Genomic DNA, 25,775 nt, shown 5'->3' on the forward strand with positions numbered 1-25,775 from the left:
CAGCTGCAACTGTGGGCCAATCAAACCGAAGTCTAATTTATAAAAGTATTCAAAATTATGGAAAATTCAATTGCCATTAAACAAATCAGCCTATTAAATTTTAAAGGGTTGAGAAATCAAACAATCAACTTTAATCACATCACAAATATTTTCGGAGATAATGGAGTTGGAAAAACTACAATATTCGATGCATTTACATGGTTGCTTTTCGGTAAAGACAGCACTGATAGAACAAACTTTGAAATTAAAACCCTCGATAAAAATAATAATGTAATTCCTCAAATTGAACATGAGGTTGCTGCTATTATTGAAGTAAATGGTGAAGAAATTTCAGTTCGAAGAATATTAAAAGAAAATTGGGTAAAAAAGCGTGGTTCTTTAGAAGCTGAATTCTCTGGAAACATAACTGATTACTTTTGGAATGATGTTCCAAAATCTCAAAAGGAATATCAAGAAAAAATAGCCTCATTGTTAGATGAATCTGTTTTTAAAATGATTACAAATCCGCTGGCTTTTAATTCAATGAAATGGCAAGATAAAAGAACTGCTTTAATTGAATTGGTTGGAAATGTTAGTGATGAAGTTATTGCCGGAACCAATAAAGATTTTACCAATTTATTAGCCAAATTAACCAATAAATCTATTGAGGAATACAAAAAGCAATTAGCAGCACAACGTAAAAAGTTGAACGACGAAATTAAATCTATTCCAACGCGTGTTGATGAGGTTTACAAAAATATGCCAGCACCTTTAGATTTTGTTCAGTTAGCATTAGATAAAACAGCGCATCAAAAATCTTTGGATAAAATTCAATCTCAAATAGATGACAAAACAAAAGCTTTTGATGCAATTTTAGAAAGAAGAAATGCATTGGCTAATGAAATTTTTGAAATTAAAAGCAAACTTAAAAACATTGAGTTTGAAACCAAACAAACAGTTGTTAATTCAGCAAAGCAAGGTTCCTCAGAAATCGACAAATTAAATAACGAATTGATTGCAAAAAAGGGTGAACTAAAATCAGCGGAAAATTTATTAAAATCATTGCAATTAAAATTACAAGGTTTAGAAAATGAGGTTGTTTCTTATGAAACTAAAATTTTTAACAAACGCAAACAATGGGAAGATGAAAACGCTAAACAACTAACTTTTGATGAACATAATTTTCATTGTCCAACGTGTAAACGTGATTTTGAAAGTAGTGATATTGCAGCTAAAAAACGTGAAATAAGTGAAACATTTGCTAAAACAAAAAGTGAAAATTTAACTGCAATAAATAGTGAGGGTAAATTATTAGCAGAACAAAGAACAGCTCTTTTAAATGAGGTTGAAACACTAAAAAGCAGAATTGCAAAAGGGAATGAACTTAACAATGAAATTTTACTTGACATTGTAAATATTGAAGCCAAAATTGAGCGTTTGTCAACTAAGGATTCTACTAATGATGTTCTTAATATTGATGTTGAAATACAAAGTGCTTTAAGTAAAAATGAAACGTATCAAACATTAAAAGCTGAACTAACTACCAAAGAAGCAGCTTCACAAGTTCAAGAAACCATCAATATTGAAGATTTAAAGAATCATAAAAAATCAATAGAAGTTATAATAACTGAAATAAATGCTCAATTAGCAATTGAAACACAAATTGAAACTGCTAAAAAGCGTGTGGCAGAATTACAAGTTCAAGAAAGTAATTATGCGCAACAAATTTCAGATCTAGAAAAGGAACAATTTGTTATTGAAAACTTCATTAAAAGAAAAATTGATACGCTTGAGAATTTGATTAATGAAAAATTTCATTTCGTAAAATTCAAATTATTTGAAACTCAAATTAATGGTGCAGAGGTTGAATGTTGTCATACCTTAATTGATGGTGTTCCTTTTTCTGATGCAAACACAGCTTCAAAAATTAATGCTGGTTTGGACATTATAAATACACTTTGTGAATTCTACAAAATTACAGCACCGATATTCATAGATAACCGAGAAAGCATTGTCAATATAATTGAATGTAAATCTCAAATAGTAAATCTTATTGTATCAAAACCAGATAAAACTTTAAGAGTAGCTTAAAAATATACTCAGAAAGGTAAGCTGTTAAAGGAACAGCCGCTTTTACAGTTGGGGAGTTAAGAACTGTTTTTATTTGAAATTTTAATTAACTAAATATTTGAAAAATGAGTACACAAATTAAAAAATTTACTGAAGATACTGTAGGCTCAGTATTGACAAAATTAGAACAATTTAAAACAGAAGGTGGCTTAAAATTACCTGAAAATTACAGTGCTGAAAATGCTTTAAGAAGTGCTTTTTTGATTTTACAAGAAACACAAGATTTAAATAAACGTCCAGCATTAGAAGTTTGCACTAAAGAAAGTATTGCAAATGCATTATTAGATACAGTTTTACAAGGTTTATCACCATCAAAAAAGCAATGCTACTATATTGTTTATGGAAATAAATTAGTGATGCAACGAAGCTATATGGGAACAATGGCAATTGGTAAAAGAGTTGCTGGAATTAAGGATGTTGTATCAATAGCAATTTATGATGGAGATGTATTTGAATATGGTTTTGATTTTACAACAGGAAGAAAAAACATTACAAAACATGAGCAAAATTTTGAAAATATAAATCCTCAGAAAGTTAAAGGAGCTTATGCAATTGCCATTTTTAAAGATGGTACCACAGATGCAGAAGTGATGAATATGGAACAAATAAGGTCATCTTGGGAAATGGGGAAAGCTAAAGGTAATTCTCCTGCTCATCAAAAGTTTCCAGATGAGATGGCAAAAAAAACAGTTGTTTCTAGATTGTTGAAAACAAAAATTGGAAGTTCTGATGATGCTGATTTGTTTGATGAAATTGAAATTACAGATACTACAGTAGCATTTGTTGAAAATGAAATAACTGAAAAAGCCAATAAAGAAACATTAGACATTGATGCTGAAGATGTGACTGAAAATGAGCAACCGATTGAGGAGTCAGAAATTAAATCCAAGAATTCAATTGAAGACAAAGAGAATATACAATTAAAAGCTACTCAACCAGAATTCTAATGAAATTAAAAGTAATAGGCACAGGAAGTAAAGGTAATTGTTACCTGCTTGAAAATGAAAATGAAGCTCTTATAATTGAAGCAGGGGTTAATATTCAATCTATAAAACAAGCTTTAAACTTCAATGTATCAAAAGTGGCTGGTTGTATTGTTTCACATGAACATATGGACCATGCAAAAAGCATTGAAGATTTATTAAAAGTAGGAATCAATACATATGCTTCAAAAGCAACATTTAAAGCTTTAAAAATTGAAAATCATCGTGCAATACCAATGGTTAATAAGGGGTTGTTAACCATTGGAAATTTTAAAGTAATGCCTTTTGATGTGCAACATGATGCAGCAGAACCGTTTGGTTTTATTATCAAACATAATGATTGTGGAAATGTATTGTTTTTAACAGATACTTTTTACTGTGCCTACACTTTTAAAAACCTAAATAACATCATTATTGAAGCCAATTTTTCGCAAAAAATAATTGATGCAAAAATGAGAGCTGGAGCAACTCCAGAGTTTTTAAGGAATAGAATATTAAAATCACATTTAAGTTTAGAAAATTGTTTGGAAGCATTATCAAAAAATGACCTTTCGAAAGTAAATAACATTGTTTTAATCCATTTATCAGATTCAAATAGCAATGAGGTTGAATTTCAAAAAACAGTTGAAAAAGCTACACAAAAAACAGTAACCGTTGCCAATAATGGTATAAGTATCAACTTTAATAAAACACCATTTTAAAAATGAAAGATTATCAGTTTACAGGAAGAAAATTTAAGTGCATTGGTTTAAATGAAGTATTCTGCAGGTTTTGGAGTAAATATTTTACATATAAGAAAATTTATAAAGAAGTGGTTCCGCCAAATAAAGATTATAAGCTGATGCAAACCGAAAACAATATTCTTTTAGTTGATGATGAAAATCACTTATTAATTGTAGATGCTTCACAATTTAAATTAACCACATAACAGTATTTAAAATCTTTGGTAGTGTGAAGGGTTAAAACTACCATCTTTTTCATAGCAATTTTCCTGCCCTTGAAATACAGGGCAGGTTTTTAAAAAGTAACTAAAAAATGATTTACAACCCAAACAAAGAAATAGACGTGCAAAATGCAATAACTCGTTTAAAGTGGCTTGTTTCTAATAAAAAAATATTTGAAATAAAACAGAAACGAGAAAAGAGATCTATAGCTCAAAATAGCTATTTGCATTTAATTCTTTCTTGGTTTGGATTGCAAACTGGATATACACTTCAGGAAGTTAAACAAGAAATATTCAAAAAACATGTAAACCCAGAGTTGTTTTATGAAGGTGATAAAAATGGTGTAGTAACCATTCAAAAATGGTTAAGCACATCTGATTTAAATACTCAAGAAATGACTTTGGCTATTGATAAATTTAGAGATTTTGCGAGTAAAGAAGCTGGAATTTATTTGCCAGAACCTAAAGACTTGGCAATGTTGCAAGACATTGAAATAGAAATTAGTAAACAATCATCAAAACAATACTTATGAAAAATTTACAATATGACATTTTTGATGCTTTAAATGCAAATCACACCGATAAATTTTTGGAATACCACACTAAATATCCATCAGTATTTCAAAAATTTAAACAATTAGCTATTGATGCTAAAAACTTAGGCCATAAACATTTTTCAGCTCGCGGATTATTCCAAGTGATGCGCTTTAAAACGGGTGGTGATCTTAAACAAGATGGATATAAATATAATAATAATTACACACCATTCTATGTTCGATTATTGGAAAAAGAATGCCCGGAGTTTGTAGGTTTTTTTGAAAAAAGAAAATCTAATAGTGACCAATTAATAAAAGCTGAAGTATAACAAAAAATTAAAATTAACAATGGGAATTGTAACAGGAAAAATTAAAGAGATTGAAGATTTATCTCAAGGTGTGCACCTTAAAAAAAGAGTATCTATTAAAACCAATGAGAGTGGTTATGTGTTTTTAGAATTTAGAGGTGTTCTTAAAAAATTATGCGACAATTTAAAAGAAGGTGATGATGTAATGGCTGAGCATTCTTATGATGGTAAAACTTCAAAAAAGTCTGGAGTAAAGTTCAACAATCTTCCAGGAATAAATATTCAAAAAATTAATTAAAAAAATCTACAAAAATGATTGAATCTACAATTACTATAAAGTCAGGCAAAGTATTGAGTCAAATGTTTTTACAATATTCTTTTGAAGAGAAAAAAGAAGCTTGTACAGAAACAGTTACAAAGAAATCAGATTTACCAATCCATGATGATTGTCAACAAGCTTATGTGAATTTAATTCCTCATCTAATTTTATTATGTGAACAGGAATTGGTGAATGAAACTATTGAAAAGGCCATAAACAATGGTATTGATGATATTGAAGAAGATACTTCATATTTTAAAGATTATCGCGTATCAGAATTTAAAATTACCGGTTCAGCAAATTCTGAAGGTGTAGTTATTTCAGGTAAACGCTATTTAACTTCTGGAAAATCTATTGTTTTAAGCACACCATTTATTCGCTGGGATGATGAAGATTACAAATTTATAAGTGAATTTACAGAAGCAGTTGAAGCTTTAAGAGAAGAAGTTTATCAATATTACAACGGTAAACATGCACCAATGCCAAAACAAGAATCTTTTGATTTTGGAGAAGATAATATGGATGAACCTTTAAATAAACCATTTATGAAAATTGCGGGTGATTTTAAAAAAATAATGGAAGAAAATGATATAACAATTTCAGTTTCTGCAGCTTCAAATGATGAGTAAAAAATACAGAGCTATGTGTGGCTTTTTAGATCAAAACGGATATGTATTTCATATCAATAGAATTCACTCAAAAAGATTTGAATTACACAAAAACGGCACCATTGTAAAAGTGTATAAACAACGTCATAGTTGCAATAAAATCATTGCTAAAAAATATAATTCATTAAGAGCGTAGGGACGTGAAAATTATCTTTTAAGTTCCATACATATTAACATAATAATTGAAAAAATGAAAACAAAAATTGACAACAACTTGCAAATTTTAGAATTGGATAAAATATTCATTTCAAAAACAAATCCACGAAAATCTTTTGATGAAAATGCATTAAAAGAACTTTCTGAAAGTATTAAAACTAATGGTGTTTTTCAGCCAATTTTAGTTAGACCTATTCCAGATGGATTCAATTCAAAAAATGAACAAGAATTTGAATTGGTTTGTGGGGAACGTAGATATAAAGCTTCTTTATTAGCTAAACAAAAAAGCATTCCTGCAAACATTAGATATTTAAATGATGATGAAGCTTTTGAATTACAATTAATTGAAAATTTAGAACGCAAAGATATTCATCCTTTAGATGAAGCAGATGCATTTAAACAAATGTTAGATAGTGGCAAATACCAAATAGCTGATATTGCTGCAAAAATGGCTAAAACAGAAACTTTTATTGCTGGAAGATTAAAACTAATTGATTTAATAGAACCAATTCGAGAACATTTTAAAGCTGGCTATTTAGGAATAGGTCACGCTACATTAATTGCAAAATGTGATGAAAATAAACAAGGTGAAATTTTTGCAGATGCAAAACCTTGGAGGGAAGAAGACGAACCTAATTATGGAACCTACAAAGAATTAAAAGAAACCATTGCTGATGATTTGTTGAATTTAGATGAAGCACCTTTTGATATTGCAGATGATGAGTTAATAAAGGGTGTTTGTGCTTGTACTGTTTGTCCAAAAAGGTCTAAAGCAAACCCAATGTTATTTGATGAATTTCAGAGTGAAGATAGTTGTTTTGATGAAAAATGCTATAGTGATAAATTGGATGCTTTTACACAAAAAGAGTTAGCCAGAATTATAAATGAAAATGAAGATGTATGTATAATAGGTAGTGCTAAACCTGATGATTTTTTATTGAATTTATGCAAACAATTTGATGTGAAAATTTTAAAGTATTATGATGATTATCGGACATATAAAGTTGGTGGCTTTATTGAAAAACAAGCTTTCAATATATCCGGAAATGATATTGGTAAATATGAAACAATTTGGGTAAAACCAATTGCTTCAAATACAAATTCAGAATTAAATTCAAATGATGATTCTATAAAAAATGACATTGCTAAAATTGAAGAGAGAGCAAAACGAGCTTTAGAGTTAGATGCCGAAAAAATTTGGACTGCTGTAAAAGAAATTGATGTAAGTACATTTAAAAATAATGATGAGCCATTATCAAACAATGAAAAAGTAGCCTTAATAGTGGCGCTAGCTTCAGAATGTTACCATTTACATAGTGAATTAGATTTTGTGAAAAATCTAAACATTAATAAAATACGTACTGAAGCTGTTCCAGATCAGTTAGTAAATTTAACTATTAGACATTTTATAAGTCATAAATTAAATGTGAATTATGGTTCACATGAAAATAATAACTGTGCTGCTGCATACAAACAATTATTAGAAGAATACTACTCAGATGAAATTAAAGCAATTGAAGCTTCACAAAAAGAAATTGCAGATAAACGTATTGAACGAAGTAGTCAAAGAATAGATGCTTTAAAATCTAAAATTGAAGTTGTTGAAGAAAAAGTAGTGAAAGGTAAAAAAACTTCAAAAGCCAAAAAATAATTGTAATGAATAGTTCATATGACATAATGGAATTATGGAGTAAACCTACTACATATAAATTCAGTTCAGATGAAATAGCATTTATTAAAAAGCATACTTCAAAAAATTCATATAAAGTGAAGTATGCTTTATACAATAAACATAGTTCACAAGGAAAATACATTGCATTTATTATTGATAGTAATCCAAATGCAACCAGAAAAAGTGGAATGGAAAATTTTTGGACTTATATCGCAGAAAGAGAAATTACTATCATTGAATATGATGAATTGATTGCCAATTTTGGATGTAACAATCGCAGATTCCAAGTTTGGTATTACAAAAGTATTGACCATTTGATTTTAGATGATTTAAAATATAGTGTGAAAACACCTGAAAGGTTTGTGAAAGTTTGCAAGGAAAAAGGCTACACCTTAGGAGTTCAGTTAAAAATGGAATTAAAATTTAATACAAGTAATTAAAATGCAAATCATTCAATATCAAAAAGAATTCCATATAAGGATACCATTTAACAATTGGCGCGAACGTAATTTGAAAGCTATTAAAGCTTTAAGCAATAGAAGATTTGATCCAGTAAAAAAAATGTGGGTAGCTCCAATTCAAGTATCAGATGAAGTGTTGGAATTAGTGAAAACACATAGAGCTGAATTATTGGTAGTTGAAAAACAAAATGCTATAAAAATTGAAGAATTACCACCTTTGCCAAGTTTAGATTTTGATTTACAATTAAAGCAAGGTTCATTAAGACCATATCAAGGAAATGGAGTTGCAAGAGGGTTGCAATTGAAACGATTTATAAATGGTGATGAACAGGGTTTAGGTAAAACTGTTCAAAGTATTTCAACTTTATATGTGGCAGATAAACAAGGTGAAGAAACATTTCCGTGCTTGGTTATTTGTCCATCTTCAACTAAAATAAATTGGCAACGAGAATGGCATCAATGGACCGATAAAAAAGCAGTTGTTTTAGATGATAAAAATAAAAATACCTGGCACCGCTTTTATGAAATGGGAATGGTTGATGTTTTTATTACAAATTATGAAAGCTTAAAAAAATTCTTTGTTGATTATATGCCACCGAAAGGACAAATGCGCAATTCAATGGATATTAAGTTGAACAAAAGAGCAGATTTATTTAAATCTGTAATAATTGATGAATCACATAGATGTAAAGACACTAAAACACAACAAACAAAATTTGCTTTGCGTATTTCTCAAAATAAGCATTGGCGCATTTTATTAACCGGAACACCAGTGGTTAATAAACCAATTGATTTATTTCCACAATTAGCCATTATGGGCCATTTAAATAAGTTTGGAGGCCCAAAAGGCTACAAAGTAAGATATTGTGAAGGTGGTTATGGTGCATCTAATTTAAAAGAGCTTAATTTTTTGCTAAACAAGTACTGTTTTTTCAGAAGAGAAAAGGTTGATGTTGCAAAAGATTTACCTGAAAAGCAACGACAAACCATTTTATGTGATATTACTACCAGGAATGAATACAACCGAGCTAAAAACCAATTTGTAAAATATTTAGAAGAGCAAGGTTGGGATGATAAAGAAATAGCTAAAAAATTACGTGGTGAAATAATGGTGAAGATGGGTGAATTAAAACGCATTTCAGCATTAGGAAAATTAGCTGAGGTAAAAGAGTTTGTGAATGAAGTAATGGATTCTGGACAAAAATTAATTGTGTTTTGTTCACTTCACTCAATTGTTGATGCAATGCTTCAAGAATACCCAAATGCAGTTACTGTTACTGGAAGAGATTCTATGGATGTGAAACAAGCAAATATTGATGCTTTTCAAAAAAATCCAGATGTTAAATTGATTGTTTGCAACATTAAAGCAGCTGGAGTTGGTATTACATTAACAGCGAGTTCTAGAGTTGCTTTTATTGAATATCCGTGGACATATGCAGATTGTGTACAATGTGAAGATAGAGCTCACAGAATTGGACAAAAAAATAATGTGATGTGTACTTACTTTTTAGGTGAAAATACTATTGATGAAAAATTGTTTGAAATGATCCAATCTAAAGCTGCAACTGCAAATACAATAACTGGAGCTACTGATGAAATGAAAACTGATTTTATAAATAATGTAAAAGATTTATTTAAATAGATTAAAGCTAATACAAAATGAATGGATATGAACTTTCAAGAAATTGGTTTGATTTCTGCTTTGAAAACCCTGAGTTAATAAAGCCTAATCATACAGCTATTTACTTTTTTGCAATTGAACATTGTAATCGTTTAGGTTGGAAAGAAAAGTTTGGTTTACCAAGTTCTATGACAATGGAAGCAATAGGAATTAAATCATACAACACATATATAAAAACTTTAAGAGATTTAGTTGAATGGGGTTTTATTGAAATGATTGAAATAAGTAAAAATCAATACTCCAGCAATATAATTGCTCTATCAAATTTTGACAAAGCACTTGACAAAGCACTTGACAAAGCATTAGTGAAAAATGGTATTTGCTCTATCAAAAAAAGTGAAAGCACTGTACAAAGCACAGGTGAAAGCACAGGTGAAAGCACTGTACAAAGCACAGGTGAAAGCATTGATAGTATAAATAAACAAATAAACCATGAACCAATTAAACAAGGGAACGTAGAAAAAACGCCACACCAAATTTTAAAAGATGATTTAATTTTTTGGGAACAATTTCAAATGAAATTTAAAAACTCTATTTCTGAATTTGAAAAAATGTTGATGATGTATGATTTAAAAGTTGAAGAAGAAGCATTGGATTATGTCCCCAAAGTTTTACAAGCACGATTGCAACGATTTGCTATTAATTGGCAAAGTATTGAACAAAAAGAATTAAATAAAAATGGAAACAAACAACCAACAATTAACCGTCAAACAGCAGCAACTATCGTTAGTAATAGCGAAGGCTGGGAAATTGAATGAAATTGATTTTGCAAAGAAAATTACTGAATTTCAAAAAATAAGAAATTTAGAAAATAAGACTGTTGCAAGTGGTTTGTCTATGATTTTTACAAAGGCTTCAAATTTAAGCGGAATTAAAGAACCAATTAGTCAAATCAATAAAACCGATATTGCTGAAATGATTTCTTTAAAATACAAGTTTTTATCATTAGAAGAAATAGAATTCGCATTTAAACACGATAGATATTCTGGTGATGCAATACCTCATTTTCAGCTTTTTAATGCGGAATATGTTTCAAAAGTTTTAAAGAAATATACAGATTTTATAACTAAAGTGCGCCAAGATAACAATATTGTTGGAGCTGTTAAAGAATTACCAAAACACATTATTTCAGAGGCTGACCGATTAAAATTAATAGACAAACATTTAACCGAAATGACATTACAGTTCCTTAAAACTGGAGAGATTGAAGCAAATTATATGTATTTATACTATGAACTTTTTAAACAAGGAAAATTACCACGTCATGATAAAAAATATACTGATTGGATAAAAAAAAGAGTTCATAAACAACTCTACAAATCAAAAGGAATTTCAATTTCTAATCTTGAAAATAATAAACGAAAAGCATTGATAAAATTTCATTTAGGTAATGGTAAAAGTGAAGCTGAAGTTCATAATGTATTAAAGCAATATAATTTACTTCTTATTCCTAAAGAAAACTATCAAATTAAAAAAACACTGAAAGCTATTCAAACAGGAAAAATTGATATAAGCTACCATTGCAGAAACTTAATACTTAAAGATTATTTGAATAATAAAATTAAAACCAATGAGTGAATTTATAGCAATTAGAAAAGAAAGAATAACAGGTACTAAACATAAAATTCCTAAAGTATGCTTAAGCCTTCCAAAAGGTGAATTCAGGTTCTATAAGTCAACTTGTGAATTGTTAAATATTGACCCTGTAAAACAAGGAATAATGTTTTATATCAATAAAGAAGAAAAAAAAGTAAGAGTAGAATTAGAAGAAAAACAGGATGATAACTATCATTTATCTGATAGAAAAGGATATAAAGCATTTACAAACAAAGTAATGGGGATTTTATTTTCTGACTTGTTTGATTTAGATATGGAAACATCACACTACTTCAATTTTAAGAAAAAGGAAAACACATTTATAATGACATTGATTTTATAAACTAAAATTTTGGATATGAAATTAACAAAGGACGAAGCCAGGGTTTTAGCCCAAGCGATGAGAATTGCAAAATACGAAATGAATACTCTTAGTTTTAATGTATTTGACAAATTCACAGAACTTGAAGATAAGTTAGAAAAATTTGGAAAAGACAAAAGAAGGATAGGTAGAACCAGTCAAGATGACTTCAATGATTGTCTTAAAAGATTTGCTAAATCATAATTACTGCCAACGGATACTGGTAAAATTAGTTTAATTAAATACAAAAATAACAATGAAAGATTTTAGAGAATTTATAAATGAGCAAAGCAAACAGTTATGTGATTGTGAATATCCGAATATTCGGACTGGTTTTGACGATGTTGAATATTGTGGGCTTTGTATGAAAAATATCGGTTAGCATAATTGCGTACAACGGTTTTTATAACAGCTTTTTTAATTGCTGTTATGCATTGTTAGGTTTTAGCAACGATTTAAAAAACGAAAATTTAGAGTAATGGTATTAACTAGAGTTGGCAATAAAAGAAAAATGAAAACACAGCTACAAACTTACTTCCCAGAGCATAAAATGCGTATAGAATTATTTTTTGGTGCTGGTGGCTCATTTTTCTACTTGCCAGCGCCTAAATATGCAATTCTGAATGATTTTGATGATGATGTTACTAATTTATACTTAGTAATTCTAAACAATAAAGAAGAATTAATTAAGCAAATTCAATTAATGCCAATTTCAGAAAGTTTGATCAAGCATTGGAAAGTTAATTTGGAAATTGACCCAATGAAAAAAGCTTTACGATTTTTACTACTCTCAAATTTTACCTATTTAGGAAAAGGAGATACGTTAAGGTTAGGATTAGATAATGCAAAAAAAATATTGATTAAGAATATTGAACCAACATTTTTAAAATTGCAAAACGTAAAACTCACAACTTGTGATTTTAGAAATGTAATTCCTAAAATTTCATTTTCAAAAAAACTAATTACTAAAGATGAAGCTTTTGTTTATCTAGATCCAGTTTATTTAGGAACGCAACATTATTATAAAGTGCCAAGTTGGAAAACTTCAGATACAGAAGATTGCTTTAAAATTATGGCTACAAGTGGAATTAATTGTGCTATGTCTGAATTTTATAATGAACAAGTGTTAGACTTTGCGTCAGATTATAAAATGAATGTAATCTATTTAAAAGAGCGAAAAAATATAAAGAATAGAAAACAAGAAATTTTAATAACTAATTACAGTAAACATCAAATAGCATTCAATTTTAATTAATATGAAAGGAATCATAGGATTATACACGTGCAGTTGCCATTTATTTAGCAGTTATGAAGCAGCTGAAACTGCAAAAAAACAAAAACTAGCCATTGGAACTCCAGTAAAAAATAGATGCACCAAAACTATAGGTAAGGTTATTGAACTTTGCGAACAAAAAGGATATGTTATTGTAAAGTATGGGCCATTACCAAAAGACAATCATTTAGAACACGTACAAGAACTAATAAAAATAAAGCCTCACTAAATTTAAACCAATTATGTCAACTCACAAACTAAAAATATTACCCGAATACTATCAAGCAGCAGCATCAGGAAATAAACCTTTTGAGATTCGTAAAAATGATAGAGATTATAAACTTGGAGATAAATTAGAACTTCAAGAATGGGATGGAGTAAACTATACAGGTAAAGAAATTCATGTTTATGTCACTTACATTCTGAAAGGTGGACTATATGGCTTAGATAAAGCTTATTGCATCCTTGGGACTAGAATTATTGAAGTGATTAAAAATGAACCATCAAAGATTACTGAATAGTTAGCATTGCTTTTAACGGTTTAGTATAACCAAAGTTGTGTTTTGGTTAAGACAATTTTTTCGTTTTATAAAACTAACAAAATTAGTATTAAGAAATATAATATATTATTAAATGCAACAATTTTGGTCATGCATTTTTGCCGCACGTTTTATTCAAAATTATTTCGTCCATTTAGCCATTCTCTAATGTAAAAACAATGTTCATCCCAAGGCATTTCTTTAATATCTTCTTCATTAAGTTCATCTGCTCTTGCAATTTCAAAAAAATCACCATTAAATTCATTAAAAAGTCTCCAAATTTTGTTGGCACTGTCAATATGTTGTCCATTAACTTTTCTAATCCAATTCCTAATTTGTCGAAGAGCTTTTTCAGGTTCATTATTGTGAATACAGATGTCATTTCCTGCAATATCTGAAATTGATTTTTGATAACGATATTTTTCTTTATCAAATATTAAAAAGTATTTTTCATTATGAAAAGGGCTTCCAAATCTTTTACATCCCATATCTAACCCAAGCTCAAAAGGCATATTAAACCTTGCTAATTCTCCTTTTTTCGACGATTCCATTCGGGATAAGTCGTGAATGCTGAATTTTGATTCATTTATTAAGTCTTGTATTCCACCGACTCTTGCATTTGCTCCGTTAATTGTTTCTGATAATAAAGGATTGTAACCTAAATATACTACTCCAAAAACAATAGCTTTTATGATTGGTTGGTATGCTTTGTCAAAAGGACAATTAATAAATATATTATTTTCAAAAGGCATAAATGATTAATCGGCTAATTGAACTTTCTCAACAGTTCCATCTGGTTTGTGTAAAACTAATTTGTCGGCTTCACCAGATTCAAGAATTTTTTTGCCGTTTAAAATAGCTATTTTTCTTGTAGAATATTCAGATAAAATTCTATCAGATCCTTCCTTGAAAATCACCCAATGTCCTTTTCTTGAAATGATATGAGCTTTAGTCCCAGAAGAACCAGCAGCACGAAATCTTGCGCCTAATGTTTTTTTTCTATCTGCTTTCATATATTCAAATATAATATTTTTTTAATTAACTGCAATTTTTATTCCAAATGTGTGGCAACTACCTGATTAAAATACTGTGGAGCTTGCGGAATCTATTTTAATCAGAGGTTAAATGCATTGTGGATTATAGTGAAATGACTAATATTTACACTTGCAAATTCTTTTACCAGCTTTTTTTGCTTCAGATTCTTTCATTTCTTTAATTCCTGATTTACATCTTCCCAGAGCTGAATGTTTTTTTGAGTTGTGATAAATTTCACTTTTACCACAAACATAAACGGTATTGTCAATAGGTGTAATGAAACCTAAACTTAAAATGATAGATATTCCAAATAGAAGTGATTTTATTTTCATAGCATTTTAGTTTTTAATTTGAGTTTTTTTATAATAAAACCTTTTTATGAATATTTATTTTAAATGTATTGCAATTATATTTATTAGGTTTCCTAGCACACAATATTTTTAGTACTTTTGAATAAAAATTAAATTATTTAAGAAATCTGTTTATTTAAATTTTGCTTAAATATTTGCAATGTTAATAATATTTTTTTTAAAATATAGATGACTTAATAAGTCAGTTGTTTTAAAATAAATGGCAATAAATCAAAATAATATGATTATTCAAATCACAATTTTAAAAAACTTCAGTAACACACATCCATCCATTAATCCGGGAAGAACATTTTAAAATGTTAATGATGAAAATATTACAAATCATATGAGAAAAATATATCTGCCAACATTAAAAAAAATTCACATACAAAACTTTACTTTATATCCAAATGGTTTAAACTTTGAATATGAATTTATCAATGGAATAAACATCATAATTGGTGGAAATGGGATGGGAAAAACCACTCTTGTTAATTTAATTAAATATTCCATAATTGGTCATTACAAAAAAGATTTTGACTTTACAAGAACTTACAAAGACCGTAAAATTGAAAAAAGGATTTTACATCCAATGGATTATTATAAAAATAGGCAGGATAGTTCAATAACAACTGATTCAAAAGCCAATATCACAATAAGTTTTGAAATTAATGATAATCTATTTTCAGTCACAAGATGTATAGAAAGTATTACTTTAAATTCTTATTCTTTGAATGGAGATAAAATTGAAGGAAAAATTATTTCTCAAAGTAAATATGAAGATTTAAGTGATGATATAAAACACGAATATTTACAGAAAAAATATGAAGATGATATTTCTAAAGTGTCTGAACTATCATTTGATGATTTGATTTTCTTTGTAAATGAAATATTATATTTTGGAGAAGATCACAAAACAATTTTATGGAATGATGGTAAAATAGGGAATGATGTTCAAAATGAATTATTTAATAAATATTTCAATACTCCAGAATTAGATAAATTAAGACAAGAAGCAGAGAGGCAAGCTAAATATTTTGACAGTAGTGCAAGACACAGATCTGAAGATATTAGAGCTATTAAAAAAGTTTTAGATAAAGTTAATGATAGTAAGAATAAAGACGATAATACTCAATCCATTAATTCTAAAATTATCAATATAAAAAATGAAATTGAAAAACTTGATAAGCAACTTGATAATAAACAAAGTTATAGGAAGAAAGTTGATAATAAAATTCAATTATTAAGTAATCAAATAAATGAGATTAGTGTAAAAGAGACAAACCTTGATAAGGATAAAAAAACAGCTGAGAATAAACTATTTGCAAATAAATGGCAGCATTTACATAAGAATTATGATTTATATTTTAAAAGTATAAAAACTAATCACATATGTCCTTTATGCACCAAGGAAGTTGAAGATACTTTCGCTGAAGCTATATTAAGTAATTCTAATAATTGTATATTATGCAATCAAGAAATTAATGAAGTAGAAAATAAATCTTTAGATTTAGAATATGATGAAATAAACAAATTATTAATTGAAGAACACCGCAAACTACAAAACTTTCAAAAGGAAATAAGTGAAAATGATAAAATTCTTAAAGAATTAGATAAAGAATTTAGGATTATTTCTGCGAGAAAAAGAGAATTTCAATCAACTTTAAGAGAGTTAGAATTTAGTAATTCTAAAGTGCCAAATTCTGAAACAGACCAACTTCAAGCCTTCTATGATGAAATAGCTAATCTTGAAAAATTAAAAAATGAATTTCAAGAAAAGAGTACTATTGAAAAAAATAAAGCTGATGAATTTTCAAAATTAATTGAAGAACAAATTTCAAAAGAAACTAAAAGATTTTCTATATTATTTTCAGAATTTGCTGGAGAATTTCTTGGCGTAAAATGTTCTTTAACATATGCTGATTTAGGTGATGGAAATAAAAGGTTTTATCCTGTTATTGATGGTAAGACCCGTCAATTTGAAGAAGAACTTTCAGAATCACAAAGGTTTTTTGTTGACCATTCATTCAGAATGAGTATTCTATCTTTTTTTTATACAAAACCAACTTTTTATATAGTTGAAACTCCGGATAGTAGTTTAGATATTTCATACGAAAAAAATGCCGCAAAAGTATTTATGAAATTTTTGGAAAAAGATAACTCATTAATATTGACTACAAACTTAAATAATAGCGAATTCTTAAATCATTTGATAGAATTATCTAAAAATCAAATATCTATTATTAGTCTTTTAGATATCGGTAAAAAATCAGTAATTCAAAATGCAAGTAATACATTGTTAGAAGTTTATAATAAAATTAAATTAAAAATTAAATAATGAAACAGTCCACTAAAGAATTATATAATTCAAACAATGATATAATTGGTTTACTACAACTCATCAAAGGAATTGGCTGGCAATCTATTAGAGAGCAATCTATACAAAGAACGCTATATTTAACCAAAGTACTTTATACATTCGTTAATGATGAGAATGAAAATTTATTTAGTGATTATTATTTCTCAATAAGTATTACTGGTCCATATTCCGAGCTTATAAATCGTTCAATACTTGATTTAAAAGTAAGAGAAATTTTAACTGAAGATATAGAAGGTAATTTAAAGCTTTCACAATTTAAATATAAATTTGAAGGTGATGAAAAGAAGTTTAATTGGCTTAAAACTATTGTTTATATTTTAGGTATATATGGCGAAAATAAAATTTTTAGTTTCACAATCAATGATCCGTTGTATAAAGAAGCTATAGAAACAAATTCGCAAAAAACATTAGATACTTCTCCAGAAAATAAAACAGTAAAAACTTTGAATGAATTCAAAGCTGCATTTGAAGAAACTTTAAATGACATATCAGAGATTAGTAAAGATGAATATCTTGAACTATACTTTGAATATGTCTTTAGTAAAATAATTTTAAGAGAAGAATAAATATGGGAGGATTTAATTTTAGAACAGATTCTTTCAAGCAATTTTTAAAAGATAAAGAATCACAAATTCATATTCGAACGGAAAGTGGAATTCAGGAAACTGATAATTTTAAAAATCTACATAGATGTATAGCAACTTATCATAGAGAAAGACCTATTCAAGACTTTACAGCCATATTAATTTCAAAAGATGAAATCAGTAATTTAATTACAGATTTTAGTGATAAATTATTTAAAACATTAGATGAAAATGAGTGTATTATAAATAATCATTTGCTTTTTGATGGAAATTTAGATTTAATAAAGGTTGAGAGGAAAGAAATTAAGAATAACAATGATGCAAGAAAATATTATTTAGAATTATCTTGTGAAGTTTGTGTATTTTTAATTAACCCTAAAGGAGTTCATTATTTTGTAGATGGTAAAGATGTTGGAGAAGCAATTTTCTTTACAACTGATGCTCTAAATACATATAATGAACTAAAAGATATCACAAAAATTATAGAAATATTTGATGAATATCGAAGCCATTTAAAAGTAAAAAATAATTATTATAAATTTTTTGCATCTAAAAGTACAAAATCTTCACTTTGCAAACATTTAATTGATAATCCTACTAAAAAACAGTACGAGGATTTTAATAATGAACATAAACAATTACTCGAAAATAAGCCAGAGGATAGGTTTAGAGATGATTTAAGAATGTACTTGACAAAAAATCTAAAAGCTACAGTTTTAAGTAAAGAATATATTCTTGAAAATTTTAAAAGATTAGATATATTTATAAATGATGATTTTGGAGAGCTTTATTTAATTGAAGTTAAATGGGTTGGTGTAAGTATACACTCACTAGGACAAAAAATAGGTACTTGTTATGAAGCAAAAGATATAAACCCAAATGCGGTTTTACAAACTGTAGATTATATCAGACAACTTAATAATGAAAGAAAGAATATCAAATTAGCTTATTTAGCTGTTTTTGATGCAAGAAATGAAGATTTACCAGACACTGTTGATGTATTTGATGAAAAGCATTTGATTGAAGATTTGAGTAAGTATTATCCAAGATTTAAAAAAATTCCAGATTTCAAAGTAATTAATCAACATCCATCATAAAAAATTATTAATTTGAATTTTAAAGACTACACTAACCAATACTCTAATTTAGTTACATTTACCCCTAATAAAAACACACCAATTCATAGGTGGTATCCATTAGTTGAAGGATATTCTACAGACTTTGTTAAAAATATTATTGAAGAACAAGAAAATAAACCTGAATTTTGCTTTGATCCTTTCGGGGGTATTGGTACTACAGCTTTAACTTGTTATGAAATGGGGATTAAATGTGTTTCAATAGAATCAAGTCCATTTTTTTATGATGTATCTAATATTAAAATTAATTTCTCTAATTTATCTTCTGACATTTTAGAGAAATTAATGAATAAAATTGCTATAAGTTTATCAAAAAGCAAATCTTTAGTTGAACATCCAAAACTACAGTCCAAGACATTTTTTGAAAATTCAAAAAGAGAAAAATGGGTTTTTCATCAATCTGCATCAAATGGTATTTTTGATATTGTTAAATCAATAGATAAAATCTGTAAAGGAGATAATAAAGAATATAAAAAAGTATTCAAAATATCATTAGCCACAATTTTACAAGAAGTAAGTAACGTTTTTAAAAATGGTAAATGTTTATCTTACAAAAAAAATTGGCAAGAAAAAAAATATGAACGTGAAAAAGTACATCAACTTTTTTTGAATCATTCAAAAAATGTAATTTTAGAGGATTTAAAAAATATTGATTTAAAATATGGGGGTTTTTATAAAGAAAATGATATTCTTTTTGGAGATTCAAGAAAAAAAATAAAAGAAATTAGTGATGGTATTGATATAGTAATCACATCTCCTCCTTATTTAAATTCCAGAGACTATACTGATATATATAGACTTGAATTATGGATGTTAGGTTATGTATCAACTTATAAAAGTGAAAAAGTGATAAGAAAAAGTGCTTTAACTTCTCATGTTCAAATACAATTACCTAAAGTAGACTTTCCAAAAATTGAAGAATTAGAAAAAACAATTGCATATTTAGAAAGTGATGAAGCTGAATTATGGAATCTAAATATTCCTAATATGGTAAGAGGTTATTTTAATGATATGCAAAATCTTCTTTTAGATTTAAAATCAAAGTTAAATCCTAATGCTAAATTATATATTAATGTATCAAATTCAGCTTATTCTAATCATATTATTGAGGTTGATGTAATTATTGCAAAAGCTGCTGAATTGATTGGATATAGATGTGAAGAAATTAGAATTGCAAGGCCAATAAAGACAAGTAGTCAACAATCCAAAAAAATGAATATTGATAACATGAGAGAAAGTGTAATTGTGTTGACAAAATTATAAATTTGTATAAGATTTTTACACTTTAATACCATTAATTCCAAACTTAATATAAAAATTACTATTAAGTGTTAGTTCCTCAGCTCATCAAACAATTTGTTTTTTAGGACATTACGATATGCTTTATACTTAAAATCTAACAAACCATCAATCTAAAAGTTTATAAAACATTCAAAATAATAACGCATTTATTTGACAACTTTATCCAGTAACTTTTTTCCAATCATTTGTATAATATGTGTAACATAAGAAATTCAACCTTATGTTGTTGAAAAGTATTTGAAAGGTTTAGTTTAAAATTTATTTTAAACCAATATACAACATCAATAATCTTTTCAAACCTTTTATAATTTCAAATTATTTAGCTATATTTGAATTTAGTATGATACTTCAAAAAGTCCTATAGAAACACTTTAGGCGCCGATATTTCAAAACACATTTTACAAAACATTGACTAAAGAAGAAATTCTTCAACAATCAGTTGCTGACTATTTGCGTTTGCAATATTCAAAAATATTGTTTTGCCATATTGCCAATGAGCGTAAAACTTCACCAGCTCGTGGTGCCAAATTGAAGCGTTTAGGCGTTAAATCTGGAATGCCTGATGTTATGGTTTTTCAACCTAAATTCATTAAAAATGGCAACAACATAATTGAAGGAATTAGCAATATAGGTTTAGCTATTGAACTTAAAATTGAACCAAACAAACCTTCTGAAAATCAATTAAAAGTATTAGCGCATTTAAAATCTGTTGGATGGAAATGTGCAGTGTGTTATTCATTTGATGAATCTAAAACAGTAATTGATGATTATTTCAATTAACCATATAAACAATTTTATGAAAGCGAGTAGGCTTTTAGTGTGCATCATTGGGATGATGATGTTCACAGTGTGTGGAACGGTTACAACCACCGCTGCCAATAAATCGGATGTCATTAATGTAATTGATGACAGCTTTATCAATGAAGCAATTGTAACCAATAATGTATTAATGCATCAATTCACTTTAGATCTATATGATATGAATGATGTTTTTATTTTAATTAATAGTTATCCTTTAGCAATTGAATTTGATTGTTTGGATAAAAGTGTATTTAAGCAAAATTGGAATCAAAGCTTTAAAATACATGCAACACAAAAAAATGCTGATTTTTTGGTAAGTAAGTATAGGTGTCCAAGAGATAATATTTGAGTTAGTTAATATTTAGTTTAAGTAGGAAAAGCCTTTAATGTGTGTAATAGGTTAAAGGCTTTTTTAAAAATCGCGAGATAGAGCAGTTGGCAGCTCGGGAGATTCATAACCTCCAGGTCGCAGGTTCGAGTCCTGTTCTCGCTACAACGCAATCCGATAGACGAATGAAAATTTGAGTAGTAAACGAGAAGTGTTGATTTGACAAAAAGGAAAGACTTTTAAATTATGCGAATAATCAAACGGATTTACAAACAAAATAATTTTCTGACCGAATTGAAAAGTAATTCTGACTGCTAGGAAAGACTAGCATTTTTTAAAATTTAAATGTATGATTTTAGATTTCCTATTAAAAAAAAGATATAAGGTTGTTTCTGCTTCAGAAATTGAAAGTCGCGATGTTACCAGCGGTTTTTCAAAACGAAACATTAATAAAAAACAAATTGCAATTATTGGAGGAAAGAAAATGCAATACACACAAAATCTAATTGTTGTTAGAAATGAGTTGTATAAAAATATTCAAGTATTTGTAAAGCACAAAATCAAAAGAAATAAACAAAGTAAAAAACTCACCAGCTTGGTTTTAATACCTAAGAAGAAAGGTGATACTGTTTGGTTTTAATAATATCAATAATGAGTAAAATAGAACACATAAAACTACCCATAAGTAAAATTATTCTTTTGGAAGAAAATCCAAGAGAAATTACTGATGATGAATTAAAAAAATTATCGGATGATATTTCTAAGGATCCTAATTTTTTACATCAACGGCCATCACTCATAAATTTTACAAATGGAGCATATTATTGTTATGCCGGAACTCAAAGAATTAAAGCACAACAGTTATTAGGTTTTAATAGTGCAATTTGTTTTGTTGAAAATGATGTTCCTTATGATATTCAAAAGGAAAGAATGTTGAAAGATAATTTACATCGTGGTAAATGGAATGAAGACAAATTATCGGAATTAGATTTTAGCATTGCTGAATTAGAAGATATAGGTTTCGATTTTAAAGAATTAAACATTGATACAAGTTTATTTGATGAGCCAACAATGGATGAGTTAACGGCTCCTAAAAAAGACAACCCACCAACTATTAAAATAACATTTGTAAGTGAAAAACAAATGAATGATTTTGAAAAAGAAATTATTGAATTAAAAAGAATAAATCCTTTGTTCCAGGACATTAAATACAGTTTTAGTTTAGGTGAATTATGAAAATAGAAAAAGCTTCAGGAAAAGCCATTAAATATGCTTGTATGAAATTTCATTATGCAAAAGCTGTACCTCAAATACGTTTGGGATATTCAGTTTTTAATGATGCGAATGAATGGTGCGGAGTTGTATTGTTTTCAAATGGGGCAAATCCGCATATTGCATCAGAATTCGGATTGGTACAAGGTCAAGTTGTAGAATTAGTTCGTGTTGCATTAAATGGTAAACAAAATGCAACATCCCAAGTGTTGGCAGCTACATTACGTCAAATTACAAAAGATGCTCCAGCTGTAAAAATTATTGTGAGTTATGCAGACCGTAATCAAAACCATATTGGAACAATTTACCAAGCTACTAATTGGTATTATTTAGGCGAATATGCAAATGAAAGAGGTATTATTTTAAATGGAAAATTAACACATCGTAGATCTATAAATAAAAAATATGGAACTTCAACTTTAAGTGTTTTAAAAGAAAAAGTAGACCCCAATGCTGAAATTGTTAAAGGTAAGGCTAAAATAAAATATGTGTTTCCATTAGATAAATGGCAGCGTAAAAAGATAATGAAGATTGCAAAACCCTATCCGAAAAAGATAGTGGAGGTAGATTTATAAAAAATAATTAAATTAGTCGTCTAATATTTTCAATAGATGAGTGATTTTCAAAATAAGTTTTTAATGTACATAGATTACTTAAAAAGAAAATTAAAAAGAAGAAAAGAATCATTTAAAGACCTTCAAGATTTAATTGATAGTGGTTCTGCATCACCAATGGCAAAACAACGCTATTTTGAAATGAAAGGACGTATTGAAGAGTTAGAAGATGATGTTGATGCTGCTGAAGGATTGCTTAAAAAAGAAGAATAATTCTTTTTAAAACAATGATTGTAAACAATCAATAAATACTTGAAATACAGGTGAAGGAATAATGTCCTATTATTCAATTGCACCCAATCACAATTACGTTTTATTAATTTTTTTAAAGGAATAGAAATATCTATTAATGCCTGTTCGTAAAAAAAATACAGTCAAAACCACCAAACGAAAAGTTGGTAGGCCAACGCGTTATAAAGCTGAATATGCAACTCAAGCTTTAAAACTTACAATATTAGGTGCTACAGATATTGAAATGGCTGATTTTTTTGGTGTAGTTGAATCAACTATTAATCTATGGAAACTAAAACATAAAGAATTTTCAGAGTCCATAAAAAAGGGAAAAATTGAAGCTGATGCAAATGTAGCTTCATCATTATATAAAAAAGCAATAGGATTTAAACATCCAGATACTAAAGTATTTCTTCATGATGGAAAACCAGTGAAAGTTCCAGTTGAAAAACATTATGCGCCTGATTCCACAGCAGCAATATTTTGGTTAAAAAATAGACAACCTGAAAAATGGAGAGATACAAAGAATATTGACCATACCACTGGAGGTGAAAAAATGAATTTAAGTAGAGAAGAACGAGATGCTGAAATCCAGGAATTAATTAAAAAACACAATGAGTCTGAATCATAATGAATATGAAAGATTAAAGCATTTATTGTATTTGAATGATGTTGAGGATAGTCGAGATAATTTATTAAAGTTCACAAAAACAACATTTAAGAAATTCACACCAAAAGAATTTCATATTAAGTTCTATGACATATTAAACAGATTTGCACACAAAGAAATTAAAAATCTGATTACATCTATGCCTCCTCAACACGGAAAGAGTGAAGCTGCAACTAGAAGACTATTCGCATTTATTGCTGGATTAAGACCAGATGAAAAGATGGGTTTAATTTGTTATGCAGCAACTAAATCTGAAAAATTTGGGAGGGAAATAATGGGAATTATGCGTGAACAGGTATATAAAGACATTTTTCCAAATGTTCAATATCCTGAACGTGGTTATACAGGTGCTAAAGCAAATACAAATACTGAAAGAGAATCCATAAATTCTTTAGGTTCAATGAAATTTGTAGGTGTTGGTGGTCCATTAACAGGGGATGCAATTGATATACTTGCAATGGATGATTTATATAAAGATTGGAAAGAAGCTAATTCACCGATAGTACAAGAAAATGTTTGGGATTGGTATATAGCAGTTGCAGATTCAAGACTGCATAATGACTCCCAACAGCTCATCACATTTACGCGTTGGAGTGATAATGATTTAATTGCAAAACTAATTTCATTAGGATTGGTTGTTTTATATGACGGTTCTGAAGATTTAGATACAGTAATTGCTAACTTAAGAGATGACCAATTTTTAATGATAAACTTTCCAGCTTTAAAGGTTGGAGAACCAACTGAATTAGATCCAAGAAAACCAGGAGAGGCATTATGGGAAGAAAAACATTCTAAAAAAAAGTTAGAAAGTACACGAGATAAAGATCCTGATAAATTTGAATGTTTACATCAAGGAAATCCAGTGAATAAAAAAGGATTGTTGTATCGAAAATTCAAAACATATACAGAATTACCAGAATTAAAGATTATTAAGAATTATACAGATACAGCTGATACAGGTAAAGATTATTTATGCTCAATAGTATATGGTATTCCATTAAATAAAATAGATACTCATAAATATATAATTGATGTTTTATTCACAAATGAAGCGATGGAAGTTACAGAACCACAAACAGCAAAATTGTTGAATGATAACAATGTGAATTTGGCAAAAATTGAAAGTAATAATGGTGGACGTGGTTTTGCTAGAAATGTAAAAACTGAAATAAAAAATAGAAAGTATAAAAACACAGCAATTATATGGTTTCATCAAGGGAATAATAAAGAAGCTCGAATATTTTCTGAAAGTGCATCTGTTAATAATGAAATTGTAATGCCTGATGATTGGCATATAAGGTGGCCAGATTTTTATCAGCACATTACAACGTATAAAAAAATATTTAGTGAAAATAAAATTGATGATGGACCTGATACATTAACAGGAATCATTGAAACTGAAGCTGTGAAAAAAGTAACACTAAAAACAGAATTAAGTAAGGAAGAATTAGGATTATTTTAAATGAA

General features: G+C 28.1%; 34 protein-coding genes and 1 tRNA gene. 32 read left to right on the top strand and 3 right to left on the bottom strand.

Annotation, left to right across the window (positions count from 1 at the left end; translation table 11 throughout):
- Positions 1 to 57 precede the first annotated feature (57 nt).
- The 19 genes from BM335_RS01010 to BM335_RS01100 all read left to right on the top strand — a co-directional run bounded on the left by BM335_RS01010 (position 58) and on the right by BM335_RS01100 (position 13,587).
- The gene (locus tag BM335_RS01010; protein ID WP_090222078.1) at positions 58 to 2,070 is read left to right on the top strand and encodes an AAA family ATPase; all 2,013 of its coding nucleotides are present in this window, start codon (positions 58 to 60) and stop codon (positions 2,068 to 2,070) included.
- Positions 2,071 to 2,174: 104 nt separating this feature from the next.
- On the top strand, positions 2,175 to 3,056 hold the full coding sequence (locus BM335_RS01015) for a recombinase RecT (protein ID WP_090222080.1): 882 nt from the start codon (positions 2,175 to 2,177) through the stop codon (positions 3,054 to 3,056).
- Positions 3,056 to 3,793 carry an MBL fold metallo-hydrolase gene (locus BM335_RS01020; RefSeq protein ID WP_090222083.1) on the top strand — a complete coding sequence of 246 codons (738 nt, stop codon included), beginning with the start codon at positions 3,056 to 3,058 and terminating at the stop codon, positions 3,791 to 3,793. Before BM335_RS01015 ends, BM335_RS01020 begins: the two co-directional genes overlap by 1 nt.
- Positions 3,794 to 3,795: 2 nt before the next feature.
- Complete coding sequence (locus tag BM335_RS01025; RefSeq protein ID WP_090222087.1) at positions 3,796 to 4,020, top strand: hypothetical protein; 225 nt, start codon at positions 3,796 to 3,798, stop codon at positions 4,018 to 4,020.
- 107 nt (positions 4,021 to 4,127) lie between these two features.
- The gene (locus BM335_RS01030; RefSeq protein ID WP_090222089.1) at positions 4,128 to 4,568 is read left to right on the top strand and encodes a NinB/YbcN family protein; all 441 of its coding nucleotides are present in this window, start codon (positions 4,128 to 4,130) and stop codon (positions 4,566 to 4,568) included.
- The gene (locus BM335_RS01035) at positions 4,565 to 4,900 is read left to right on the top strand and encodes a hypothetical protein (RefSeq protein ID WP_090222092.1); all 336 of its coding nucleotides are present in this window, start codon (positions 4,565 to 4,567) and stop codon (positions 4,898 to 4,900) included. The genes BM335_RS01030 and BM335_RS01035 overlap by 4 nt, the downstream gene beginning before the upstream one ends.
- Positions 4,901 to 4,919: 19 nt before the next feature.
- Positions 4,920 to 5,177 carry a hypothetical protein gene (locus BM335_RS01040; RefSeq protein WP_090222095.1) on the top strand — a complete coding sequence of 86 codons (258 nt, stop codon included), beginning with the start codon at positions 4,920 to 4,922 and terminating at the stop codon, positions 5,175 to 5,177.
- Between the two features lie 14 nt (positions 5,178 to 5,191).
- Positions 5,192 to 5,827: a hypothetical protein gene (locus BM335_RS01045; protein WP_090222097.1), complete on the top strand. Its 636-nt coding sequence runs from the start codon at positions 5,192 to 5,194 to the stop codon at positions 5,825 to 5,827.
- A complete protein-coding gene (locus BM335_RS01050) occupies positions 5,820 to 6,002 on the top strand; it encodes a hypothetical protein (RefSeq protein ID WP_090222100.1) in 183 nt (60 codons plus the stop codon). Before BM335_RS01045 ends, BM335_RS01050 begins: the two co-directional genes overlap by 8 nt.
- A 54-nt stretch (positions 6,003 to 6,056) precedes the next feature.
- The gene (locus BM335_RS01055) at positions 6,057 to 7,673 is read left to right on the top strand and encodes a ParB/RepB/Spo0J family partition protein (RefSeq protein ID WP_090222102.1); all 1,617 of its coding nucleotides are present in this window, start codon (positions 6,057 to 6,059) and stop codon (positions 7,671 to 7,673) included.
- A gap of 5 nt (positions 7,674 to 7,678) precedes the next feature.
- Entirely contained in the window at positions 7,679 to 8,134 is a 456-nt protein-coding gene (locus BM335_RS01060; protein WP_143102359.1) for a hypothetical protein, read from the top strand.
- Between the two features lies 1 nt (position 8,135).
- Positions 8,136 to 9,797 carry a DEAD/DEAH box helicase gene (locus tag BM335_RS01065; RefSeq protein WP_090222106.1) on the top strand — a complete coding sequence of 554 codons (1,662 nt, stop codon included), beginning with the start codon at positions 8,136 to 8,138 and terminating at the stop codon, positions 9,795 to 9,797.
- 17 nt (positions 9,798 to 9,814) lie between these two features.
- Positions 9,815 to 10,594, top strand: coding sequence for a hypothetical protein (locus BM335_RS01070; RefSeq protein WP_090222109.1), 780 nt, complete (start codon positions 9,815 to 9,817; stop codon positions 10,592 to 10,594).
- On the top strand, positions 10,515 to 11,414 hold the full coding sequence (locus BM335_RS01075) for a hypothetical protein (protein ID WP_143102360.1): 900 nt from the start codon (positions 10,515 to 10,517) through the stop codon (positions 11,412 to 11,414). The genes BM335_RS01070 and BM335_RS01075 overlap by 80 nt, the downstream gene beginning before the upstream one ends.
- Positions 11,407 to 11,775 carry a hypothetical protein gene (locus BM335_RS01080; protein WP_090222113.1) on the top strand — a complete coding sequence of 123 codons (369 nt, stop codon included), beginning with the start codon at positions 11,407 to 11,409 and terminating at the stop codon, positions 11,773 to 11,775. The genes BM335_RS01075 and BM335_RS01080 overlap by 8 nt, the downstream gene beginning before the upstream one ends.
- Before the next feature lie 15 nt (positions 11,776 to 11,790).
- The gene (locus BM335_RS01085; RefSeq protein ID WP_090222116.1) at positions 11,791 to 11,997 is read left to right on the top strand and encodes a hypothetical protein; all 207 of its coding nucleotides are present in this window, start codon (positions 11,791 to 11,793) and stop codon (positions 11,995 to 11,997) included.
- 274 nt (positions 11,998 to 12,271) lie between these two features.
- Positions 12,272 to 13,048, top strand: coding sequence for a DNA adenine methylase (locus BM335_RS01090; RefSeq protein WP_090222118.1), 777 nt, complete (start codon positions 12,272 to 12,274; stop codon positions 13,046 to 13,048).
- Position 13,049: 1 nt separating this feature from the next.
- Positions 13,050 to 13,295 (top strand): hypothetical protein, encoded by a 246-nt coding sequence (locus tag BM335_RS01095; protein WP_090222120.1) that lies wholly within the window; start codon positions 13,050 to 13,052, stop codon positions 13,293 to 13,295.
- Between the two features lie 13 nt (positions 13,296 to 13,308).
- On the top strand, positions 13,309 to 13,587 hold the full coding sequence (locus BM335_RS01100; protein ID WP_090222122.1) for an ASCH/PUA domain-containing protein: 279 nt from the start codon (positions 13,309 to 13,311) through the stop codon (positions 13,585 to 13,587).
- Positions 13,588 to 13,736: 149 nt separating this feature from the next.
- On the opposite strand, the gene BM335_RS01105 is transcribed toward BM335_RS01100, so the two are convergent.
- The 3 genes from BM335_RS01105 to BM335_RS01115 all read right to left on the bottom strand — a co-directional run bounded on the left by BM335_RS01105 (position 13,737) and on the right by BM335_RS01115 (position 14,972).
- Entirely contained in the window at positions 13,737 to 14,357 is a 621-nt protein-coding gene (locus BM335_RS01105; RefSeq protein ID WP_090222125.1) for a hypothetical protein, read from the bottom strand.
- Between the two features lie 6 nt (positions 14,358 to 14,363).
- Positions 14,364 to 14,618 (bottom strand): DUF2188 domain-containing protein, encoded by a 255-nt coding sequence (locus tag BM335_RS01110; RefSeq protein ID WP_090222127.1) that lies wholly within the window; start codon positions 14,616 to 14,618, stop codon positions 14,364 to 14,366.
- 138 nt (positions 14,619 to 14,756) lie between these two features.
- Positions 14,757 to 14,972 (bottom strand): hypothetical protein, encoded by a 216-nt coding sequence (locus BM335_RS01115; protein ID WP_090222129.1) that lies wholly within the window; start codon positions 14,970 to 14,972, stop codon positions 14,757 to 14,759.
- Between the two features lie 364 nt (positions 14,973 to 15,336).
- On the opposite strand from BM335_RS01115, the gene BM335_RS01120 reads away from it, so the two are divergent.
- From BM335_RS01120 to terL, 13 genes are all read left to right on the top strand, one after another.
- A complete protein-coding gene (locus tag BM335_RS01120) occupies positions 15,337 to 17,328 on the top strand; it encodes an AAA family ATPase (RefSeq protein ID WP_090222131.1) in 1,992 nt (663 codons plus the stop codon).
- Positions 17,328 to 17,936: a hypothetical protein gene (locus BM335_RS01125; RefSeq protein ID WP_090222133.1), complete on the top strand. Its 609-nt coding sequence runs from the start codon at positions 17,328 to 17,330 to the stop codon at positions 17,934 to 17,936. The genes BM335_RS01120 and BM335_RS01125 overlap by 1 nt, the downstream gene beginning before the upstream one ends.
- Before the next feature lie 2 nt (positions 17,937 to 17,938).
- Entirely contained in the window at positions 17,939 to 19,051 is a 1,113-nt protein-coding gene (locus tag BM335_RS01130; RefSeq protein WP_090222136.1) for a hypothetical protein, read from the top strand.
- 12 nt (positions 19,052 to 19,063) lie between these two features.
- Positions 19,064 to 20,353: a DNA methyltransferase gene (locus tag BM335_RS01135; protein WP_090222138.1), complete on the top strand. Its 1,290-nt coding sequence runs from the start codon at positions 19,064 to 19,066 to the stop codon at positions 20,351 to 20,353.
- 447 nt (positions 20,354 to 20,800) lie between these two features.
- Entirely contained in the window at positions 20,801 to 21,172 is a 372-nt protein-coding gene (locus BM335_RS01140; RefSeq protein WP_177219122.1) for a VRR-NUC domain-containing protein, read from the top strand.
- 52 nt (positions 21,173 to 21,224) lie between these two features.
- The gene (locus tag BM335_RS01145; RefSeq protein WP_218157794.1) at positions 21,225 to 21,542 is read left to right on the top strand and encodes a hypothetical protein; all 318 of its coding nucleotides are present in this window, start codon (positions 21,225 to 21,227) and stop codon (positions 21,540 to 21,542) included.
- A 71-nt stretch (positions 21,543 to 21,613) separates the two neighbouring features.
- Positions 21,614 to 21,686, top strand: a tRNA-Met gene (locus BM335_RS01150).
- A 184-nt stretch (positions 21,687 to 21,870) separates the two neighbouring features.
- On the top strand, positions 21,871 to 22,161 hold the full coding sequence (locus BM335_RS01155; protein ID WP_090222145.1) for a hypothetical protein: 291 nt from the start codon (positions 21,871 to 21,873) through the stop codon (positions 22,159 to 22,161).
- A gap of 11 nt (positions 22,162 to 22,172) precedes the next feature.
- Positions 22,173 to 22,757: a ParB N-terminal domain-containing protein gene (locus BM335_RS01160; RefSeq protein WP_090222147.1), complete on the top strand. Its 585-nt coding sequence runs from the start codon at positions 22,173 to 22,175 to the stop codon at positions 22,755 to 22,757.
- Positions 22,754 to 23,368 carry a Mom family adenine methylcarbamoylation protein gene (locus tag BM335_RS01165; protein WP_090222149.1) on the top strand — a complete coding sequence of 205 codons (615 nt, stop codon included), beginning with the start codon at positions 22,754 to 22,756 and terminating at the stop codon, positions 23,366 to 23,368. The genes BM335_RS01160 and BM335_RS01165 overlap by 4 nt, the downstream gene beginning before the upstream one ends.
- Positions 23,369 to 23,404: 36 nt before the next feature.
- Positions 23,405 to 23,620: a hypothetical protein gene (locus tag BM335_RS01170; protein ID WP_090222152.1), complete on the top strand. Its 216-nt coding sequence runs from the start codon at positions 23,405 to 23,407 to the stop codon at positions 23,618 to 23,620.
- Between the two features lie 136 nt (positions 23,621 to 23,756).
- Entirely contained in the window at positions 23,757 to 24,269 is a 513-nt protein-coding gene (locus BM335_RS01175; protein WP_090222155.1) for a terminase, read from the top strand.
- A complete protein-coding gene (gene terL, locus BM335_RS01180; protein WP_090222157.1) occupies positions 24,253 to 25,770 on the top strand; it encodes a phage terminase large subunit in 1,518 nt (505 codons plus the stop codon). Before BM335_RS01175 ends, terL begins: the two co-directional genes overlap by 17 nt.
- Positions 25,771 to 25,775 lie beyond the last annotated feature (5 nt).

It is taken from the genome of Lutibacter maritimus (assembly GCF_900116115.1).
GTDB classification, from domain to species: Bacteria; Bacteroidota; Bacteroidia; order Flavobacteriales; family Flavobacteriaceae; genus Lutibacter; species Lutibacter maritimus.

Excerpts from the sequence above, each read along its gene's own strand:
- BM335_RS01010 (WP_090222078.1), top strand. The coding sequence starts at position 58 with ATGGAAAATTCAATTGCCATTAAACAAATCAGCCTATTAAATTTTAAA.
- BM335_RS01015 (WP_090222080.1), top strand. The coding sequence starts at position 2,175 with ATGAGTACACAAATTAAAAAATTTACTGAAGATACTGTAGGCTCAGTA.
- BM335_RS01020 (WP_090222083.1), top strand. The coding sequence starts at position 3,056 with ATGAAATTAAAAGTAATAGGCACAGGAAGTAAAGGTAATTGTTACCTG.
- BM335_RS01025 (WP_090222087.1), top strand. The coding sequence starts at position 3,796 with ATGAAAGATTATCAGTTTACAGGAAGAAAATTTAAGTGCATTGGTTTA.
- BM335_RS01030 (WP_090222089.1), top strand. The coding sequence starts at position 4,128 with ATGATTTACAACCCAAACAAAGAAATAGACGTGCAAAATGCAATAACT.
- BM335_RS01035 (WP_090222092.1), top strand. The coding sequence starts at position 4,565 with ATGAAAAATTTACAATATGACATTTTTGATGCTTTAAATGCAAATCAC.
- BM335_RS01040 (WP_090222095.1), top strand. The coding sequence starts at position 4,920 with ATGGGAATTGTAACAGGAAAAATTAAAGAGATTGAAGATTTATCTCAA.
- BM335_RS01045 (WP_090222097.1), top strand. The coding sequence starts at position 5,192 with ATGATTGAATCTACAATTACTATAAAGTCAGGCAAAGTATTGAGTCAA.
- BM335_RS01050 (WP_090222100.1), top strand. The coding sequence starts at position 5,820 with ATGAGTAAAAAATACAGAGCTATGTGTGGCTTTTTAGATCAAAACGGA.
- BM335_RS01055 (WP_090222102.1), top strand. The coding sequence starts at position 6,057 with ATGAAAACAAAAATTGACAACAACTTGCAAATTTTAGAATTGGATAAA.
- BM335_RS01060 (WP_143102359.1), top strand. The coding sequence starts at position 7,679 with ATGAATAGTTCATATGACATAATGGAATTATGGAGTAAACCTACTACA.
- BM335_RS01065 (WP_090222106.1), top strand. The coding sequence starts at position 8,136 with ATGCAAATCATTCAATATCAAAAAGAATTCCATATAAGGATACCATTT.
- BM335_RS01070 (WP_090222109.1), top strand. The coding sequence starts at position 9,815 with ATGAATGGATATGAACTTTCAAGAAATTGGTTTGATTTCTGCTTTGAA.
- BM335_RS01075 (WP_143102360.1), top strand. The coding sequence starts at position 10,515 with ATGGAAACAAACAACCAACAATTAACCGTCAAACAGCAGCAACTATCG.
- BM335_RS01080 (WP_090222113.1), top strand. The coding sequence starts at position 11,407 with ATGAGTGAATTTATAGCAATTAGAAAAGAAAGAATAACAGGTACTAAA.
- BM335_RS01085 (WP_090222116.1), top strand. The coding sequence starts at position 11,791 with ATGAAATTAACAAAGGACGAAGCCAGGGTTTTAGCCCAAGCGATGAGA.
- BM335_RS01090 (WP_090222118.1), top strand. The coding sequence starts at position 12,272 with ATGGTATTAACTAGAGTTGGCAATAAAAGAAAAATGAAAACACAGCTA.
- BM335_RS01095 (WP_090222120.1), top strand. The coding sequence starts at position 13,050 with ATGAAAGGAATCATAGGATTATACACGTGCAGTTGCCATTTATTTAGC.
- BM335_RS01100 (WP_090222122.1), top strand. The coding sequence starts at position 13,309 with ATGTCAACTCACAAACTAAAAATATTACCCGAATACTATCAAGCAGCA.
- BM335_RS01105 (WP_090222125.1), bottom strand. The coding sequence starts at position 14,357 with ATGCCTTTTGAAAATAATATATTTATTAATTGTCCTTTTGACAAAGCA.
- BM335_RS01110 (WP_090222127.1), bottom strand. The coding sequence starts at position 14,618 with ATGAAAGCAGATAGAAAAAAAACATTAGGCGCAAGATTTCGTGCTGCT.
- BM335_RS01115 (WP_090222129.1), bottom strand. The coding sequence starts at position 14,972 with ATGAAAATAAAATCACTTCTATTTGGAATATCTATCATTTTAAGTTTA.
- BM335_RS01120 (WP_090222131.1), top strand. The coding sequence starts at position 15,337 with ATGAGAAAAATATATCTGCCAACATTAAAAAAAATTCACATACAAAAC.
- BM335_RS01125 (WP_090222133.1), top strand. The coding sequence starts at position 17,328 with ATGAAACAGTCCACTAAAGAATTATATAATTCAAACAATGATATAATT.
- BM335_RS01130 (WP_090222136.1), top strand. The coding sequence starts at position 17,939 with ATGGGAGGATTTAATTTTAGAACAGATTCTTTCAAGCAATTTTTAAAA.
- BM335_RS01145 (WP_218157794.1), top strand. The coding sequence starts at position 21,225 with ATGATGATGTTCACAGTGTGTGGAACGGTTACAACCACCGCTGCCAAT.
- BM335_RS01155 (WP_090222145.1), top strand. The coding sequence starts at position 21,871 with ATGATTTTAGATTTCCTATTAAAAAAAAGATATAAGGTTGTTTCTGCT.
- BM335_RS01160 (WP_090222147.1), top strand. The coding sequence starts at position 22,173 with ATGAGTAAAATAGAACACATAAAACTACCCATAAGTAAAATTATTCTT.
- BM335_RS01165 (WP_090222149.1), top strand. The coding sequence starts at position 22,754 with ATGAAAATAGAAAAAGCTTCAGGAAAAGCCATTAAATATGCTTGTATG.
- BM335_RS01170 (WP_090222152.1), top strand. The coding sequence starts at position 23,405 with ATGAGTGATTTTCAAAATAAGTTTTTAATGTACATAGATTACTTAAAA.
- BM335_RS01175 (WP_090222155.1), top strand. The coding sequence starts at position 23,757 with ATGCCTGTTCGTAAAAAAAATACAGTCAAAACCACCAAACGAAAAGTT.
- terL (WP_090222157.1), top strand. The coding sequence starts at position 24,253 with ATGAGTCTGAATCATAATGAATATGAAAGATTAAAGCATTTATTGTAT.